General features: G+C 65.1%; 16 protein-coding genes. 11 read left to right on the top strand and 5 right to left on the bottom strand.

Annotated features, from left to right (window positions below):
• Nucleotide 1 precedes the first annotated feature (1 nt).
• From ACFXP9_RS06565 to ACFXP9_RS06555, 3 genes are all read right to left on the bottom strand, one after another.
• On the bottom strand, nucleotides 2–1,402 hold the full coding sequence (locus ACFXP9_RS06565) for a cbb3-type cytochrome c oxidase subunit I (RefSeq protein WP_397207286.1): 1,401 nt from the start codon (nucleotides 1,400–1,402) through the stop codon (nucleotides 2–4).
• A 15-nt stretch (nucleotides 1,403–1,417) separates the two neighbouring features.
• Entirely contained in the window at nucleotides 1,418–1,870 is a 453-nt protein-coding gene (locus ACFXP9_RS06560; RefSeq protein WP_397207288.1) for a c-type cytochrome, read from the bottom strand.
• 115 nt (nucleotides 1,871–1,985) lie between these two features.
• A complete protein-coding gene (locus tag ACFXP9_RS06555) occupies nucleotides 1,986–3,158 on the bottom strand; it encodes an NnrS family protein (protein ID WP_397207290.1) in 1,173 nt (390 codons plus the stop codon).
• Between the two features lie 212 nt (nucleotides 3,159–3,370).
• Here ACFXP9_RS06555 and ACFXP9_RS06550 point away from each other — a divergent pair, with 212 nt between their 5' ends.
• The 11 genes from ACFXP9_RS06550 to ACFXP9_RS06500 all read left to right on the top strand — a co-directional run bounded on the left by ACFXP9_RS06550 (nucleotide 3,371) and on the right by ACFXP9_RS06500 (nucleotide 13,208).
• Nucleotides 3,371–5,164, top strand: coding sequence for a cytochrome D1 domain-containing protein (locus ACFXP9_RS06550; RefSeq protein WP_397207292.1), 1,794 nt, complete (start codon nucleotides 3,371–3,373; stop codon nucleotides 5,162–5,164).
• 83 nt (nucleotides 5,165–5,247) lie between these two features.
• The gene (gene cobA, locus ACFXP9_RS06545) at nucleotides 5,248–6,033 is read left to right on the top strand and encodes a uroporphyrinogen-III C-methyltransferase (protein WP_397207294.1); all 786 of its coding nucleotides are present in this window, start codon (nucleotides 5,248–5,250) and stop codon (nucleotides 6,031–6,033) included.
• Nucleotides 6,026–6,355: a c-type cytochrome gene (locus ACFXP9_RS06540; RefSeq protein WP_397210094.1), complete on the top strand. Its 330-nt coding sequence runs from the start codon at nucleotides 6,026–6,028 to the stop codon at nucleotides 6,353–6,355. Before cobA ends, ACFXP9_RS06540 begins: the two co-directional genes overlap by 8 nt.
• Nucleotides 6,352–7,500, top strand: a complete 1,149-nt coding sequence (locus tag ACFXP9_RS06535) for a cytochrome D1 domain-containing protein (protein WP_397207298.1) — start codon at nucleotides 6,352–6,354, stop codon at nucleotides 7,498–7,500. Before ACFXP9_RS06540 ends, ACFXP9_RS06535 begins: the two co-directional genes overlap by 4 nt.
• Nucleotides 7,500–8,480, top strand: a complete 981-nt coding sequence (ahbB, locus tag ACFXP9_RS06530) for a siroheme decarboxylase subunit beta (protein ID WP_397207300.1) — start codon at nucleotides 7,500–7,502, stop codon at nucleotides 8,478–8,480. The genes ACFXP9_RS06535 and ahbB (ACFXP9_RS06530) overlap by 1 nt, the downstream gene beginning before the upstream one ends.
• Complete coding sequence (locus tag ACFXP9_RS06525; protein ID WP_397207301.1) at nucleotides 8,477–8,959, top strand: Lrp/AsnC family transcriptional regulator; 483 nt, start codon at nucleotides 8,477–8,479, stop codon at nucleotides 8,957–8,959. The genes ahbB (ACFXP9_RS06530) and ACFXP9_RS06525 overlap by 4 nt, the downstream gene beginning before the upstream one ends.
• Nucleotides 8,956–9,441 carry a siroheme decarboxylase subunit beta gene (gene ahbB / locus ACFXP9_RS06520; protein WP_397207303.1) on the top strand — a complete coding sequence of 162 codons (486 nt, stop codon included), beginning with the start codon at nucleotides 8,956–8,958 and terminating at the stop codon, nucleotides 9,439–9,441. Before ACFXP9_RS06525 ends, ahbB (ACFXP9_RS06520) begins: the two co-directional genes overlap by 4 nt.
• A gap of 19 nt (nucleotides 9,442–9,460) precedes the next feature.
• Nucleotides 9,461–10,684 (top strand): heme d1 biosynthesis radical SAM protein NirJ, encoded by a 1,224-nt coding sequence (gene nirJ, locus ACFXP9_RS06515; protein ID WP_397207305.1) that lies wholly within the window; start codon nucleotides 9,461–9,463, stop codon nucleotides 10,682–10,684.
• Nucleotides 10,659–12,284 carry a cytochrome D1 domain-containing protein gene (locus tag ACFXP9_RS06510; RefSeq protein ID WP_397207307.1) on the top strand — a complete coding sequence of 542 codons (1,626 nt, stop codon included), beginning with the start codon at nucleotides 10,659–10,661 and terminating at the stop codon, nucleotides 12,282–12,284. Before nirJ ends, ACFXP9_RS06510 begins: the two co-directional genes overlap by 26 nt.
• Nucleotides 12,268–12,972, top strand: coding sequence for a sirohydrochlorin chelatase (locus tag ACFXP9_RS06505; RefSeq protein ID WP_397207309.1), 705 nt, complete (start codon nucleotides 12,268–12,270; stop codon nucleotides 12,970–12,972). The genes ACFXP9_RS06510 and ACFXP9_RS06505 overlap by 17 nt, the downstream gene beginning before the upstream one ends.
• On the top strand, nucleotides 12,969–13,208 hold the full coding sequence (locus tag ACFXP9_RS06500; protein ID WP_397207311.1) for a hypothetical protein: 240 nt from the start codon (nucleotides 12,969–12,971) through the stop codon (nucleotides 13,206–13,208). Before ACFXP9_RS06505 ends, ACFXP9_RS06500 begins: the two co-directional genes overlap by 4 nt.
• 41 nt (nucleotides 13,209–13,249) lie before the next feature.
• Here the strand turns inward: ACFXP9_RS06500 and ACFXP9_RS06495 are convergent, their stop codons facing one another.
• Nucleotides 13,250–14,251 (bottom strand): nickel/cobalt transporter, encoded by a 1,002-nt coding sequence (locus ACFXP9_RS06495; protein WP_397210092.1) that lies wholly within the window; start codon nucleotides 14,249–14,251, stop codon nucleotides 13,250–13,252.
• Nucleotides 14,236–14,910 (bottom strand): DUF1007 family protein, encoded by a 675-nt coding sequence (locus tag ACFXP9_RS06490; RefSeq protein ID WP_397207315.1) that lies wholly within the window; start codon nucleotides 14,908–14,910, stop codon nucleotides 14,236–14,238. The genes ACFXP9_RS06495 and ACFXP9_RS06490 overlap by 16 nt, the downstream gene beginning before the upstream one ends.
• Nucleotides 14,911–14,959: the final 49 nt, after the last annotated feature.

Here is a 14,959-nt window from a genome sequence, read left to right as displayed (position 1 = left end):
GTTACTCCGCAGGGGTGTTGTAATAGTCCTCGGGCGCGTCCTTATGCGCCTGAACCGGACCGGGGGTCACGACCTCGCGCCGGGGCGCCATCACCGACCAGATGAACAGCAGCGCGCCAAGCACCACCGCCACACCCGAGCCGAAACGCATCCAGTAAAAGATCGCCAGCTGGTCCTGAACATCCATGTAGTAGGTGCCTTCGACCCGTTGCATATGGGTCTGGATGGTGCCTGCGAATGTCAGCGTGAAGGTCATGAACAGCATCCCGCCCGACATCAGCCAGAAAGACGCCATGTTCAGAACCTGATTGTAAGGGTCGCGATTGCGCATGATCGGCATCGCATAGGTGATCATCGCCAGCACAAGACAGACATAGGCGCCATAAAACGCCAGGTGCCCATGTGCGGCGGTGATCTGGGTGCCGTGGGTGTAATAATTCACCCCGTGCAGCGTGTGCAGAAAGCCCCAGACCCCGGCGCCAAAGAAGGCCAGCACCGAACAGCCAAGCGACCACAGCAGCGCCGCCTTGTTGGGGTGATCGCGACGGCCTTTCCAGACCATGACGAAGGCAAAGGACATCATGGCAAAGAAGGGCACGATTTCGAAGCTGGAAAAGATCGACCCGATCCACTGCCAGTATCCCGGCAGACCGATCCAATAGTAATGGTGCCCGGTGCCAAGGATGCCCGAAAACAGCGCCGTGGCGACAATGACATACAGCCATTTTTCCACCACCTCGCGGTCGACGCCGGTCAGTTTCAGCATCAGGAAGGCCAGAATCGAGGCCATGACCAGTTCCCAGACGCCTTCCACCCACAGGTGAATGACCCACCACCAGTATTGCTTGTCCAGCACAAGGTTCGACGGGTTATAGAAGGCGAACAGGAACAGCAGCGCCAGCCCCCAAAGCCCCAGCAGCAACACATTGGTCACCGCGGTCTTGCGGCCTTTCAGCACCGTCATGGTGACGTTGAACAAAAAGATCAGTGCCGCGACCACGATCCCGGCCTTGACCCATTTGGGCTGTTCCAGAAATTCGCGCCCTTCCTTGCCCAACAGCCAGTTGCCCTGGAACAGGTCGAACAGATAGGTCACGACCACGCCCGCCGTTCCCAGCACCAGAATGGCCAGTTGAATCCAGGCCAGGGTGGGGGAATGGATCTCGCGCTCGGATTCCTCGGGCAGCAGGTAATAGGCGGACCCGAAAAAGCCCAGCAACAGCCAGACCACAAGGCTGTTGGAATGCAGCATCCGAACGATGTTGAAGGGCAGCAGCTCGGACAGGAAATTCGGGCTGACATAGATCCAGCCCATGATCAGCCCCATTGTCACCTGAACGGCGAACAGGGCCATCGCCACCGCGAAATAGGCATAGGCGATCTTTTGCGTGTGATATTTCATGATCGTCCCTTTCCCTTACCCGGCCTCATTGGGGGGCCAGTTCTGGGTATTGATGCGGCCCGTCCACAGCAGGAAATCGGCCAGTTCGCGATATTCCTGATCGGTCAGATTGAATTGCGGCATCTGGCGGCGGCCCTCGATGCCGGTGGGCATGGACTGCATCCAGCCTTTCAGCGTCTCGGTCGCGGCCTCGGGGTCGTCCTGAACGCCCCAGCGTTTCATGACATTGCCCAGTTCCGGCGCGAAATACGCGCCTTCGCCCAAAAGTGTGTGACAATTGATGCAGGCATGTTTTTCCCAGACATGCTTGCCGGCGGCGACACTGTCCGTCAGCCCTGCCTTGTCGGTCGAGACGTTGACCGCATACAGATGGCTGTGAACGGTCAGCGCGCCAAAAATGGCTATAAAGAACAGCGACCCGCCGTAAAAGACGTTTCGGGCCATGCTCTTTGTCATGATGTCGCTCATGACGCGGGTCCCCTTTCAAGCGATTTCAGATGGCCCCAGAATCGCGATCTGCCGCCCGGCGGCATTGACGGAAGTCAACGGCCCGGCAGACAGATGAATTTTGTCAGAAACCCGCCTAGCCCTCTTTGCCGTCAATGCGCGGGCGCATGAAAACCGGCCACAGCGTGAGGGTAAAGCCCGCAAAGACCAGCACCCAGATCACCCCTGAGGCAATGATCGCGGGCCAGTAAACCACCACCCACACCGAGGCCAGCCAGCGCAGCAGCACCGCCACCGGCAGCGCCGCATATCCCAGCGCGACCGGCCATGGCGCCACCAGATCGCGACCGCTATGCCCCAGGGCGGCGCGGCTCATGACCGCCAGCGTCATGCCACCGATGGCGCCGATGGCCAGCACATGCAGCGCGCCGGTTTCGGACCCCAGCCCCCACAGCGACGCACCCCACATCACCAGCCCCAGCGCCAGCATCGCATAGCCCAGATGCAAGGCCCAGACGATCGGCTGACCGGGCAGCGCCAGCCCGCGCCAGCCCGCCAGACGCAGCGCCGCCACCACGCCCGCCGCGACCGCCAGCCCACCCGACAGCCCATCAGGCGCCCCCGCCAGAACCGATGCGGCGGTCAGGATAGCCAGCGCGATCCCGGCCATGTCCAGACGCGGGCGGCTGACCGGCAGCCGGGCTTCCTGCCCGGCACGAACCAGCGCGTTGCGGGTAAAGGCCGGGGTGACGCGCCCCCCCAACGTCGCGATCATGGCACAGATGGCCAGCATCCCGCCGCGCAGCCCCTGCGATTCGGTCTGGGTCAGCCCGATCCAGTCCAGATGCACCAGCAGATCCCCCAGCCATGTCAGGGTCAGCATCAGCAGAAACATCATGTTCTGCGGCTTGGGCCGGGCCAGCAACTGGGTCAGGATCTTGGCCCCCAGCACCGGCAGGAAGGCCAGATCGACCAGCGCCACCAGCACCGGCGGCAGCCAGCCCGCCAGCCCGACCGCGACCCGCCCGGCCAGCCACAGCGCGCTGACCATCAGGATGAACCGGCGCGGCGCGGCGCGGGCACCGGTCCAGTTCGGCACCGCCGTCAGGAAGAACCCGCCAAGCGCCGCCCCGGCGAAGCCAAAGATCATCTCGTGCGCATGCCACATCTGCGGTGCACGATCAAAGGGCAGAAAGCTGTCGCCCGCCGTCAGCCAGTGCAGCCACAGCAGCATTGCCCCTGCCCCGAACAGCCCCGCAGACAGGAAAAACACCCGCCATCCGGCGGCCAGAAGCTGCGGTAATTTCATTGACCATCTCCTTGTGGGGCGGCGCTTTTTGGGCGCGCGCGGGGTGCAGACATGCCATAAACACGGTGCCGGTGCCGCCGGGTGCCGTCGGGCCGTCAGAATTCAGGTTTTTTCCCAATGCGGGCAAAGCCTCCTTAACCCAAGTCAAGGCCGCGTGATCGAATCGTGTGCTAGCGAGAGGTCAGCCTCACCAGCTATGGAGAAAGCCAGTTATGAAACACCGGGATTACACGTCAGGGCAGCGTCTGCTTGCCACGGCCGCCCTGGCCCTTGTTCTGGGCGCGGGCAGCATGATGTATCCGGGCGCCGTCATGGCGCAGGACGCGGCCGCCAAGGAAGCCGATGCCAATCACGCCGACCAGCCGCAGGACAAATATGAACCTGCGATGGACAATCTTGCGCAGGACATGCCTGCCGAAGCGCCCGGCGAAAAGCCCGGTGTTCCCAGCATGACCGAGGAAGAATTCGCGCAGGCCAACAAGATTTATTTCGAACGCTGCGCCGGCTGTCACGGCGTGCTGCGCAAGGGCGCGACCGGCAAGCCGCTGACCCCCGACATCACGCGCGAGCTGGGCTTTGATTACCTGCAAAGCTTTATCACCTATGGCTCGCCCGCCGGGATGCCCAACTGGGGCACCTCGGGCGAGCTGACCGAGGCGCAGGTCGACCTGATGGCGAAATATGTCATGCAGGACCCGGCCAGCCCGCCTGAATTCGGGATGCCCGAAATGAAGGAAAGCTGGAAGCTGATCGTCAAGCCCGAGGACCGGCCCACCAAGCAGGAAAACGACTGGGATCTGGACAATATCTTCAGCGTGACCCTGCGCGATGCCGGTCAGATCGCGCTGATCGACGGCGCCACCTACGAGATCAAATCGGTCATCGACACCGGCTATGCGGTGCATATCAGCCGCCTGTCGGCCTCGGGGCGTTACCTGTTCGTGATCGGTCGCGATGCCAAAATCAACATGATCGACCTGTGGATGAAGGAACCGGCCACGGTTGCCGAAATCAAGGTCGGGTCCGAGGCGCGGTCCATCGAGACCTCGAAATTCGAGGGCTGGGAAGACAAATACGCCATCGCCGGCAGCTATTGGCCGCCGCAATATGTGATCATGGATGGCGAAACGCTTGAGCCGCTGAAGATCGAATCGACCCGCGGCATGGTCTATGACGAACAGACCTATCACCCCGAACCGCGCGTTGCCGCCATTCTGGCCAGCCACTATCGCCCGGAATTCATCGTCAACGTCAAGGAAACCGGCAAGATCCTGCTGGTCGATTACACCGACATCAAGAACCTGAAAACCACCGAGATCGAGGCCGAAAGGTTCCTCCATGACGGTGGTCTGGACAGCTCGCACCGCTATTTCATCACGGCGGCGAATGCGCGCAACAAGCTGGTCGTGATCGACACCAAGGAAGGCAAGCTGGTCGCCAAGGAAGACACCGGCGGTCAGACTCCGCATCCGGGCCGTGGCGCGAACTTTGTCCACCCCGATCTGGGTCCGGTCTGGGCGACGTCCCACCTTGGCGACGATTCGGTCGCGCTGATCGGCACCGATCCCGAAGGGCACAAGGATAACGCCTGGAAGATCATCGACAGCTTCCCCGCGCTTGGCGGCGGGTCGCTGTTCATCAAGACGCATCCCAACTCGCACTATCTGTATGTCGATGCGCCGCTGAACCCCGATGCCGAGATTTCCGGCTCGGTCGCGGTGTTCGATATCGACAAGATGAAGGCGGGCGAAGAACCTGAATTTACCACCCTGCCCATCGCGCAATGGGCCGAAATCGCCGAGGGCCAGCCCCGCGTCGTACAAGGTGAATTCAACAAGGAAGGCACCGAGATCTGGTTCAGCGTCTGGAACGGCAAGGAACAGGAATCGGCCATCGTCGTGGTCGATGACAAAACGCTGGAAATGAAAAAGGTAATCAAGGACAAGCGCCTTGTGACCCCGACCGGCAAGTTCAACGTCCATAACACCAAGGGCGATATCTACTGATCCTTGCGAAATCCGGCCGGGGGCGCGATGTTGTGCCCCTGGCCACCCCTTCACCCAGCGGTCATGCGAACAGGACAAATACAATGACTGGCAAGGTCTTCCTTATCGGCGCGGGTCCGGGCGACCCCGAACTTATGACACTGAAGGCCGCGAAGGCGCTTCAGACCGCCGATGTGGTGGTCTTTGACAGGCTGGTCTCGGACGAGATCATGTCCACCATTCCCAAAGCCACGCGCAAGATCTCGGTCGGCAAGACGGCGGGGTTTCACACCGTGCCGCAGGACCAGATCAACGCGCTGCTGGTCGATCTGGCACGCGCGGGACATATCGTGGCGCGGCTGAAAGGCGGCGATCCGCTGATTTTCGGACGCGGCAGCGAAGAGGCCGAGGAACTGGCCGCTGCTGGCATTGCCTATGAATACATCCCCGGCATTACGGCGGCGCAGGGGGCGGCGGCCTCGACCGGGGTGCCGCTGACCCATCGCGGGCTGGCCACCGGGGTGCGCTATGTCACCGGCCACCGCGCGCGGGACGAGGCGCTGGATCTGGACTGGCAGTCGCTGGCCAATCCCGACACCACGCTGGTGGTCTATATGGGGGCGGCCAATATTGGCGAAATCTCGGCCCGGCTGATCGCGCATGGGATGCCTGCCGATATTCCGGTCATGGCGGTTTCGCACGCCACCACCCGGCGCGAGGACCGGCGGGTCTCGACGCTGGTGCGGATGGCCGATGTCTTTGCTGCCGACCCGATGCCGGCACCGGTTCTGTTCGTGATCGGCCATGTCGTGTCGCTGTATGCGACGGCGGCGCTGCCCCTGCCCAAGGCCATGACCACGCCGAATCTGCGCGTCGTCACCCATGGCTGACCGCAGGCTGGCCCTGATGGCCGCTGTGCTGATCATCGCCCCGGCCACGGCCCTTGCGGCCGGTCCCGTCCCGCCCGGACGGCAGGCCGAACTGGAACATATGGTCACGCAGGATTGCGGATCGTGCCACGGGCTGACCATGCGCGGCGGGCTTGGCCCCGCCATCACCCCGGCCGACCTTGAAGGCCGCGATCCGCAGGGGCTGGCGCTGATCATCCTTGACGGCGTGCCCGGCACCGCCATGCCGCCATGGCGCCCGTTGCTGACCGAAACCGACGCGATCTGGATCGCGGAATATCTGCTGCGAAAGGACGAACCATGATCCGCGCTGCCTTGCTGTCTTTTGCCCTGGCCACCAGCCCCGCACTGGCGGATGGGTTGCGCGGCACCGGCGATCTGGGTCTGGTGGTCGAACGCGCCACCGGGTCGCTGCTGGTGGTGGACCAGTCCGACCGCGCCGCCATTGGCCGGATCGAGGGGTTGGGCGATCTGTCCCATGCCAGTCTGGTGTTTTCGCCCGATGAACGCTTTGCCTTTGTCTTTGGCCGCGATGGCGGGCTGACCAAGGTCGACATCCTGACGCAAAAGATCGTGCGCCGCATCATGCAGGGCGGCAACAGCATCGGCGGGGCGATTTCCGATGACGGGCGGCTGGTCGCCGTGTCGAATTACGAACCCGGCGGGGTCAGGGTCTTTGACGCCGAAACGCTGGAAATGCTGGCCGATATTCCGATGGGGTCCAAAACGGTGGGCATCGCGGATGCCCCCGGATCGCGCTTTATCGTCGCGACATGGGACAGCGGCGAGGTCTGGCTGCTTGATCACGGCAAAGACCCCGCCAAGCCGCAGATCACCCGGCTGACCGGCATTGGCAAAAACCCCTATGACGCGCTGATGGTCGGGGGCCGGACCTATATTGTCGGGCTGTTTGGCGAAAAGGGCCTGTCCGCCATCGACCTGTGGGCGGACCCGCCCAAGGTGACGCGGTTCCTGCCCGATTACGGCAAGGATCAGCCTGATCTGCCGGTCTATAAAATGCCGCATTTGCAGGGCTGGACGCTGGCTTCGGGCGAATATGCACTGCCTGCGGTGGGCCTGCACCAGTTGCTGTGGGTCGATGCCGCGACATTATCCGAGGCCGCGCGCACCGATCTGCATGGCCAGCCGGTCTTTGCCGTCGCCCGCCCCGATATGCGCGAGGTCTGGGTCAATTTCGCCCCGCCGCATAATGACACCGTGCAGGTCATCGACACCATGACCCATCAGGTCACCGATACGCTGACCCCCGGCAAGGGCGTGCTGCATATGGAATTCACCCCCCGCGGGCGCGAGGTCTGGCTGTCGGTGCGCGACGAAGACCGGGTCGAGATCCGCGACGCGATCAGCCACGAGGTCGTGGCCGAGATCCCGGCCAAGGCGCCTTCGGGCATCTTTTTCACCGACCGCGCGCATCGGGCGGGGCTGTGATGGATATTCCCTGCCCCATCGACCGCCGCCTGCTGGACGATTATCAGCGCGATTTCCCGCTGACGCCGCGCCCCTTTGCCGTGATCGCCGCCGATCTGGGCATATCGGAGGCCGAGGTTCTGGACCGGCTGACCGCGCTGCGCGATCAGGGGCGTATCTCGCGCGTGGGGGCGACCTGCCGGCCCAATACGGCGGGGGCCTCGACACTGGCGGCCCTGGCGGTGCCGGATCAGCGCGTCGAACAGGTCGCGGCGATGATCGGCGCCGAGCCCGGCGTTAACCATTCCTATCTGCGCGAGGATGCGTTCAACCTGTGGTTTGTCGCCACCGCGCCCGACCCCGCCGCCCTGACCGCCCTGCTGGCGCGGATCGAAGCCAACAGCGGGCTGCCGGTTCTGTCGCTGCCGCTGCTGCGCGCGTTCAATATTGATCTGGGCTTTCGCCTGTCCGGCCCGCGCCGCGCGATGCGGCTGGATCAGGATGCCGACCTGTCGGTGCTGCGCGACGATGACCGCCCGGTCATGCACGCCCTGTCGCGCGGGCTGCCGCTGGTGGCGCAGCCGTTTCAGGCCCTTGCCCATGCCCTGAACCGGCCCGAAGCCGAGGTTCTGGACCGCATCGCCACCCTGTCGCAGGCGCGGCTGCTGACCCGCGTCGGCATTATCCTGAAACACCGTGCCCTTGGCTGGACCGCCAATGCCATGGTCGTCTGGCGCCTGCCCGATGACCGCATCGGCGCGGCCGGGCGGGCGCTGGCGCAGCTGCCGGGGGTGACGCTGTGCTATCAGCGGCGTATCACGCCGGGGGTCTGGGACTGGCCGCTGTTTTGCATGATCCACGCCCGGTCCCGCCCCGAGGCCGGGGCGGTGCTGCAAACCGCGCGTGACCTGCCCGAACTGTCGGGGGCCGATCACAAGGTTCTGTTCTCGACCCGCTGTTTCAAACAGCAGGGCGCCCAGATCACCGGGGTGGCGGCATGACCCGGCCCCTGCGCAGCCCCCTGCCCGCCACGGCGCTGGACGCCACCGACCGGCGCATTATCAACCAGTTGCAAGAGGGCTTCCCCCTGACCCCCAGCCCCTATGCCGATGCGGCGGCGGAACTGGGGATCGACGCGGATCAGCTGATGACCCGGCTGGCGCGGCTGCGCAAGATTGGCGCGATCACCCGCTTTGGCCCGTTTTTCGACGCCGCCGCCATGGGCGGGGCATTCTGCCTGTGCGCGATGGCGGTCCCGCCTGACGATTTCGACCGCGTCCTGACAATGGTCAATGCACATCCCGAGGTCGCCCATAATTATGAACGCACGCACCGGCTGAACATGTGGTTCGTTCTGGCAACGCCAACGCCCGACGCAATCGCCCGCACAGCCGCCGCGATCGAGGCGGAAACAGGGTTGAAGGTCATGCAATTTCCCAAGCTGGAAGAATTCTTCATCGGGTTCCGGGTCCGCGCATGAGCGATCTGGACCCCACCGACCGCCGCATCATGGCGGCTACGCAGGCCGGTCTGCCGCTGGTGACGCATCCCTATGCCGAAATCGGCGCGGCGCTGGACCTGCCCGAGGCCGAGGTGATCGACCGCATCCGCGCGATGATGGATCGCGGCGTGATCCGGCGCATTGCGGTCGCGCCCAATCATTACGCGCTTGGCATGACCGCCAATGGCATGAGCGTCTGGGACGTGGATGACGCGCAGGCATCCGCGCTGGGGGCACAGGTCGGCGCGCTGGATTTCGTCAGCCATTGCTATCTGCGCCCGCGCGCGCTGCCCGACTGGCCCTATAACCTGTTTGCGATGCTGCATGGCGACAGCCGCGATCAGGTCGAGGCCCTGCGCCAGAAGCTGCGCGATCTGTTGGGCGATGCCTGTCGCGGCAGCGATATTCTGTATTCGACCCGGATTCTGAAAAAGACCGGGATGCGTCTGCGCGACGCCTGACCCATCGAAAGGCACGGCCATGTTTCGCCTGACCCAATATATGCAGCAACTGATCACCCCCACCCCGGTGCGGCGGCGGGGCGATCCGCAAAACGTCAGACCGGTGGTGATCTGGAACCTGACGCGCAGTTGCAACCTGAAATGCCGCCATTGCTATACCGTGTCATCCGACCATGTCTTTCCGGGCGAGTTGAGCCATGAACAGGCCATGGCGGTGCTGCGCGATCTGTCCGATTTCCGCATCCCGGCGCTGATCCTGTCGGGCGGAGAGCCGATGTCGCGTTTCGACTTCTGGGATCTGGCGGCCGAGGCCCGGCGGCTGAATTTCCGGCATCTGTCGCTGTCGACCAATGGCACCAAAATCAATGCCGGCAATGTCGACCGGCTGGCCGATCTGGGCTTTGACTATGTCGGGATCTCTCTGGACGGGATCGGGGCGGTCAATGACTGGTTCCGCGGGGTGGATGGGGCGTTTGACAAGGCGCTGGCCGGCGTGCGGGCCTGCAAGGCGCGCGGGGTCAAGGTTGGGCTGCGCTTTACCATCACCCGCGACAATGCCCATCACCTGCCCGCCATGCTGGACCTGTGCGAAGCCGAGGGCGTGGACAAGTTCTATCTGTCGCATCTGGTCTATGCCGGGCGCGGCGACAAGCATCGCGGCGACGATCAGGAACATGACCACACCCGCCACGCGATGGACCTGCTGCTGGACCGGGCATGGGATGCGGTGTCGCATGACCGGGCGCTGGAAATCGTGACCGGCAATAACGATGCCGACGCGGTCTGGTTCATGCGGTGGGCGCAGGCGCGGTTCGACCCGCAGGCGGTGGCGCATGTGGCCGCGCATCTGCGCGCATGGGGGGGCAATTCCTCGGGGTTGGGGGTGGGTAATATCGACCCGCAGGGCAAGGTCCACCCCGATACCTATTGGTCCGATTACACCATCGGCAGCGTCAAGCAGGTGCCGTTTTCGGCGCTGTGGACCGGCGACGACCCGATGCTGGCCACGCTGCGCACCCGGCCCCGGCCGCTGAGAGGGCGCTGCGGTGCCTGCGCGTTCAAGGACATTTGCGGCGGCAATACCCGCATCCGGGCGCTGCAACTGACCGGCGATCCGTGGGCCGAAGACCCGGCCTGTTACCTGACCGCGCGGGAAATCGGCATCAGCGATGCCGACCCGGACCGCCTGACCGTCACGCCATTCCGGGGGAAAAGCCATGATCCGGCGCATAAATTCTTTTAAGCCCCGCGCTGCCAAGCCCGGCGCTGACAAACCCCGTGCAGCGCTGTCGCTGCTGGCGGCGGCTTTGGCGGCGGTGCCGCTGGCCGCGCAGGCCGGGACACAGGCCGATGCGGCAACCGGCGCGGCGGCCGATTACGCCGAACATTGCGCCGCCTGCCACGGTGACAACCGGCTTGGCGGCACCGGCCCGGCGCTGATCCCCGAAACGCTTGGCCGCGTCAAAGGGCTGGACGCGGTGATCGCCCAAGGCCGCCCGGCCACGCAAATGGCGGGTTTTGCCGACCAGCTGTCGCCTGACCGCATTGCCGCGCTGGTGGGGTATATCAAGGCGCCGCTGGCGCAAACCCCGGACTGGACACTGGATGACATCGCCGCCAGCCGCGCGATGGCGCCGGACTATGCCCCCTCGGTCGCGCCGCGCTTTACCGCCGATCCGATGAATATCACGCTGGTGGTGGAAACCGGCGATCACCATGTCAGCGTTCTGGACGGCGATACATTCGACGTGCTGGACCGCTTTGCCACGCCTTACGCGGTGCATGGCGGGCCGAAATTCAGCCCAGACGGGCGCTTTGTCTTTGTCATGTCGCGCGATGGCTGGGTGCAGAAATACGATATCTGGTCGCTGTCGGTGGTCGGTCAGGTCCGCGCCGGGCTGAACAGCCGCAATATCGCCATCAGCCATGACGGCAAATGGCTGGCGGTGGCCAATTACCTGCCCGCCACGCTGACCATCCTGTCGACCGACGATCTGTCGCCGGTCCGGGTGATCAGCGTCATTGCCCGCGACGGCACAGCCAGCCGGGTCAGCGCCGTCTATCAGGCGCCGCAGCGCAAAAGTTTCGTGCTGGCCCTGAAAGACGCCCCCGAGATCTGGGAGGTTGCCACCGACCCGCAGGCCGGCCCCTTCCACGAGGGGTTTGTCCACAGCTATGAAAAGGGGATGGAGGAATCGCTGGACGCGCAGCAGGGACTGTTCGCCCGCCGCCGCATTCTGGTCGACGAACCGCTGGACGATTTCTTCTTCACCCCCGATTACAGCGCCCTGATCGGGGCCAATCGCAAGGGCGACAAGGGCGTGGTGGTGAACCTGAATGTGCGGCGCGAAATCGCGGAACTGCCGCTGCCGGGGATGCCGCATCTGGGGTCGGGCATCACCTGGATGCGCGATGGTCGCCGCGTGATGGCCAGTCCGCATCTGAACGAGGGCGTATTGTCGGTGATCGACATGCAGGACTGGTCGCTGGTCAGACAGATCAAGACCGACGGGCCGGGGTTTTTCCTGCGCAGCCATGAAAATTCGCCCTATGTCTGGGCCGATGTGTTTTTCGGGCCGAACAAGGACAAGATGCATATCATCGACAAGCAAAGCCTTGAAATCGTCAGGACCCTGCGCCCCGAACCCGGCAAGACGCTGGCCCATACCGAATTCACCCGCGACGGCAAATATGCGCTTGTCTCCCTGTGGGAGGATGACGGCGCGGTGATCGTCTATGACGCCAAAACGCTGGCCGAGGTCCGGCGCTTGCCGATGCGCAAACCCTCGGGCAAATATAACGTCTGGAACAAGATTACCTTCAGCGATGGCACCAGTCACTGACATAGCAATCATCGCCCATGGCCAGCCCGGCGATCCGGCGCCGCTGCAACAGGCGGTGGCGGCACTGGCGGCGCGGGTGGACGCGCTGTTGCCCGATCTGCGCGTCAGCGGGGCGACGCTGGCCTGCACCGACAGCCTGTCGCGCATCACCGATGCGCGGCTGATCTATCCGCTGTTCATGGCCGATGGCTGGTTCACCCGGGTCGAGATGCCGCGCCGCCTGCGCGCCGCCGGTGTCCATCTGGCCGAGGTCACCGACCCGCTGGGGCTGGACCCTGACCTGCCGGAGATCGGGCTGGATCTGGCGCTGGCGGGGGCGGCGGGGGCCGGGCTTGATCCGGCGCAGACGGCGCTGATCGTGGCCGGGCATGGCTCGGGCCGGGGCGAGGCCGCGGCCAATGCCTGCCGCGGCTTTGCCGATGCCATTGCCGCGACCGGGCGTTTCGCGCAGGTCGTTACCGGGTTTATCGAACAGCCGCCATGGCTGGCCGATGCCGCGCGCCTGCCCGGCCCGGCGCTGTGCCTGCCGTTTTTCGCCACCGCAGCGGGGCATGTCATGCAGGACATCCCCGACGCCCTTGCCAGGGCCGGCATGACCGGCCCGGTGACGCCGCCGGTCGGTCTGGCCCCGGCGGTTCCGGCGCTGGTGGCGCGGCGCCTGTCCGCAGCATGGAAGGACATGACATGACCACCCCGCAACCGGGCCGCTGGCCGCTGTGGAAACTGGCGCTGTTGCTGTATCCCTTCGCGGGCGGCGTGGTGTGGATCAACCTGTTCATGCTGGCGCTGATGGGCAACGCCATCGGTCTGGGCAGCCTTGATCCGGTCCAGTCGGTCCGGGTCGCGGTGCTTTTGGGTATTCCGGCGGCATGGGCCAGCGCACGCTGGGTGCGCGGGCTGATGGATCAGGCTGACGCGGGCTAAGGCCCGTGGGCCCGTGGGTTCGTGGGCCCGTGGGGGCGGCCTCAGGCCAGCCCCAGTTGCAGCGCGGCCAGCAGCGCGATGGCCAGCCCGGCTGACAGCTCGAACAGGGCGGCGGCGATGCGCAGCGCCGGGGCCTGGGTCAGCGTCGCCAGCGCGCCGCGCCGCAGGGTGACGCTGGCGGTTGCCACCATCGCCGTCAGCGCCGCCGTGCCCATGGCCATGACCAGCGCGCCCCAGATGCCGGCGGCGAAAATACCCATCTGCCAGGTCAGCACCAACAGCAACACCGCGCCGCTGCAAGGCCGCACGGCAATGCCCGCGATCAGCGCCGCCATGTCGCGCCAGCCGGTCGCGGCGGCAATGGCCTGTGGGCTGGGGGCATGGGCGTGACCGCAATCGGGGCAGACCGCCGCATCGGCAGGCGCGCTGTGGTGATGATCGTAGTCGTGGTGATGATCGTGGTGATGATCGTGGTGATGATGGTGGTGGTGGTCATGCCCGTGATCATGGCCGCAGGCGGCAGCATGGTGCGGACCCGCCCCGCGCGCCGGGCGCATCCGCCACAACCGCCGCGCGCCCCGCCACAGCAGCCACAGCCCGATCAGCCCGATCAGCGCGAAACTCAGCGGGGCCAGACGCTGTTCGGCCAGCTCGGTCATGTGGCGGCGCGACAGGTTCAGCACCGTGACCCCGGCCCCGACCAGCGCAATCGCCATCAGCCCCTGCCCCAGCGCGGCCAGCGCCGACACCGTTGCCAGCCGCCGCGCCGGAATGTCGCGGGCCAGACCGTATGCGCCGACCAGAAACTTGCCATGCCCCGGTCCCACCGCATGAACAAAGCCATAGCCAAAGCACAGCCCCAGATACAGCAGCCACGCGCCGCCATCGCCCGCCTTCAGCGCGCGCAAGGCGCGGGCCAGCGCGTTCTGGACATCGCGCTGATGCGTGGCCGCCCATTGCGACACCGCCGCCGGGTGCAGCAGCACCCACCCAAGCCCCAGCGCCAGCAGCGCCGCCAGCGCAATGATCAGCGCGCGCCGCATGTGACCTCGAACCGGTCGGCAAAGGCCGCGCCCACATCGGGCATCTGCATGAAGGTGATGGAATCGGTCTGCATGTCCAGCCTGGACAATTCGGCCAGCAATTCCTTCTGGCCGCTGTCATCGGGCTTGCGCCGGGTGATGGTGCAATCGTCGCGGCCCTTGACCACCGGGTCGGCGGGCGTGTCATAGGCCACGAAATAGCTGGGGTCATAGGCCCGCGCCACCACCGGCGCGGCGCGCGTCACCGGCACAGGTTTATGCAGCGGGCGGGTATGGATGGTCAGGATGCGGCCATCGCGCCAGACCGCCTTGTGATCGACAGGCCGGTCCAGCGCCAGCGGCTGACCACCCTGTTCCAGCGTGAAATCGCCCGGAAAGCCCGCTGCCCAATCGACATCATGGCCCGCCCATGCCGCCAGCCGCGCCGGGTCCGGCTCGCCATCGCCGTCGCGGTCCAGCTGCGCGTCCTCGATCATCGAGAGGGAATAGAATTCGTCATACAGCCAATAGACCCGAATCGCCGCCAGCCGCCCCTGCCCGTCAAACAGCAGCGCGAAAGAAGCGTCGATAAACACATGCGGATGCGCGCTGGCGGGCAGACCGCCCGATAACAGCGCGAAAACAAGCGCCAGGGCGCGAAAGGGGCGGCGTATCGTCATGCTGGCGGTGGTAACGCGGCGCCCAGGTGATGGCAATCTGCCACAGGTC

The sequence above is a fragment of the Paracoccus jiaweipingae genome, assembly GCF_044335505.1.
GTDB lineage: Bacteria > Pseudomonadota > Alphaproteobacteria > Rhodobacterales > Rhodobacteraceae > Paracoccus.
The sequence above is the reverse complement of the archived record's forward strand: the minus strand, read 5'-3'. Positions and strand labels throughout refer to the sequence as shown.

Bases quoted from the DNA above. Each gene is read 5' to 3' on its own strand.
- ACFXP9_RS06565 (WP_397207286.1), bottom strand. From the start codon at position 1,402: ATGAAATATCACACGCAAAAGATCGCCTATGCCTATTTCGCGGTGGCG.
- ACFXP9_RS06560 (WP_397207288.1), bottom strand. From the start codon at position 1,870: ATGAGCGACATCATGACAAAGAGCATGGCCCGAAACGTCTTTTACGGC.
- ACFXP9_RS06555 (WP_397207290.1), bottom strand. From the start codon at position 3,158: ATGAAATTACCGCAGCTTCTGGCCGCCGGATGGCGGGTGTTTTTCCTG.
- ACFXP9_RS06550 (WP_397207292.1), top strand. From the start codon at position 3,371: ATGAAACACCGGGATTACACGTCAGGGCAGCGTCTGCTTGCCACGGCC.
- cobA (WP_397207294.1), top strand. From the start codon at position 5,248: ATGACTGGCAAGGTCTTCCTTATCGGCGCGGGTCCGGGCGACCCCGAA.
- ACFXP9_RS06540 (WP_397210094.1), top strand. From the start codon at position 6,026: ATGGCTGACCGCAGGCTGGCCCTGATGGCCGCTGTGCTGATCATCGCC.
- ACFXP9_RS06535 (WP_397207298.1), top strand. From the start codon at position 6,352: ATGATCCGCGCTGCCTTGCTGTCTTTTGCCCTGGCCACCAGCCCCGCA.
- ahbB (WP_397207300.1), top strand. From the start codon at position 7,500: ATGGATATTCCCTGCCCCATCGACCGCCGCCTGCTGGACGATTATCAG.
- ACFXP9_RS06525 (WP_397207301.1), top strand. From the start codon at position 8,477: ATGACCCGGCCCCTGCGCAGCCCCCTGCCCGCCACGGCGCTGGACGCC.
- ahbB (WP_397207303.1), top strand. From the start codon at position 8,956: ATGAGCGATCTGGACCCCACCGACCGCCGCATCATGGCGGCTACGCAG.
- nirJ (WP_397207305.1), top strand. From the start codon at position 9,461: ATGTTTCGCCTGACCCAATATATGCAGCAACTGATCACCCCCACCCCG.
- ACFXP9_RS06510 (WP_397207307.1), top strand. From the start codon at position 10,659: ATGATCCGGCGCATAAATTCTTTTAAGCCCCGCGCTGCCAAGCCCGGC.
- ACFXP9_RS06505 (WP_397207309.1), top strand. From the start codon at position 12,268: ATGGCACCAGTCACTGACATAGCAATCATCGCCCATGGCCAGCCCGGC.
- ACFXP9_RS06500 (WP_397207311.1), top strand. From the start codon at position 12,969: ATGACCACCCCGCAACCGGGCCGCTGGCCGCTGTGGAAACTGGCGCTG.
- ACFXP9_RS06495 (WP_397210092.1), bottom strand. From the start codon at position 14,251: ATGCGGCGCGCGCTGATCATTGCGCTGGCGGCGCTGCTGGCGCTGGGG.
- ACFXP9_RS06490 (WP_397207315.1), bottom strand. From the start codon at position 14,910: ATGACGATACGCCGCCCCTTTCGCGCCCTGGCGCTTGTTTTCGCGCTG.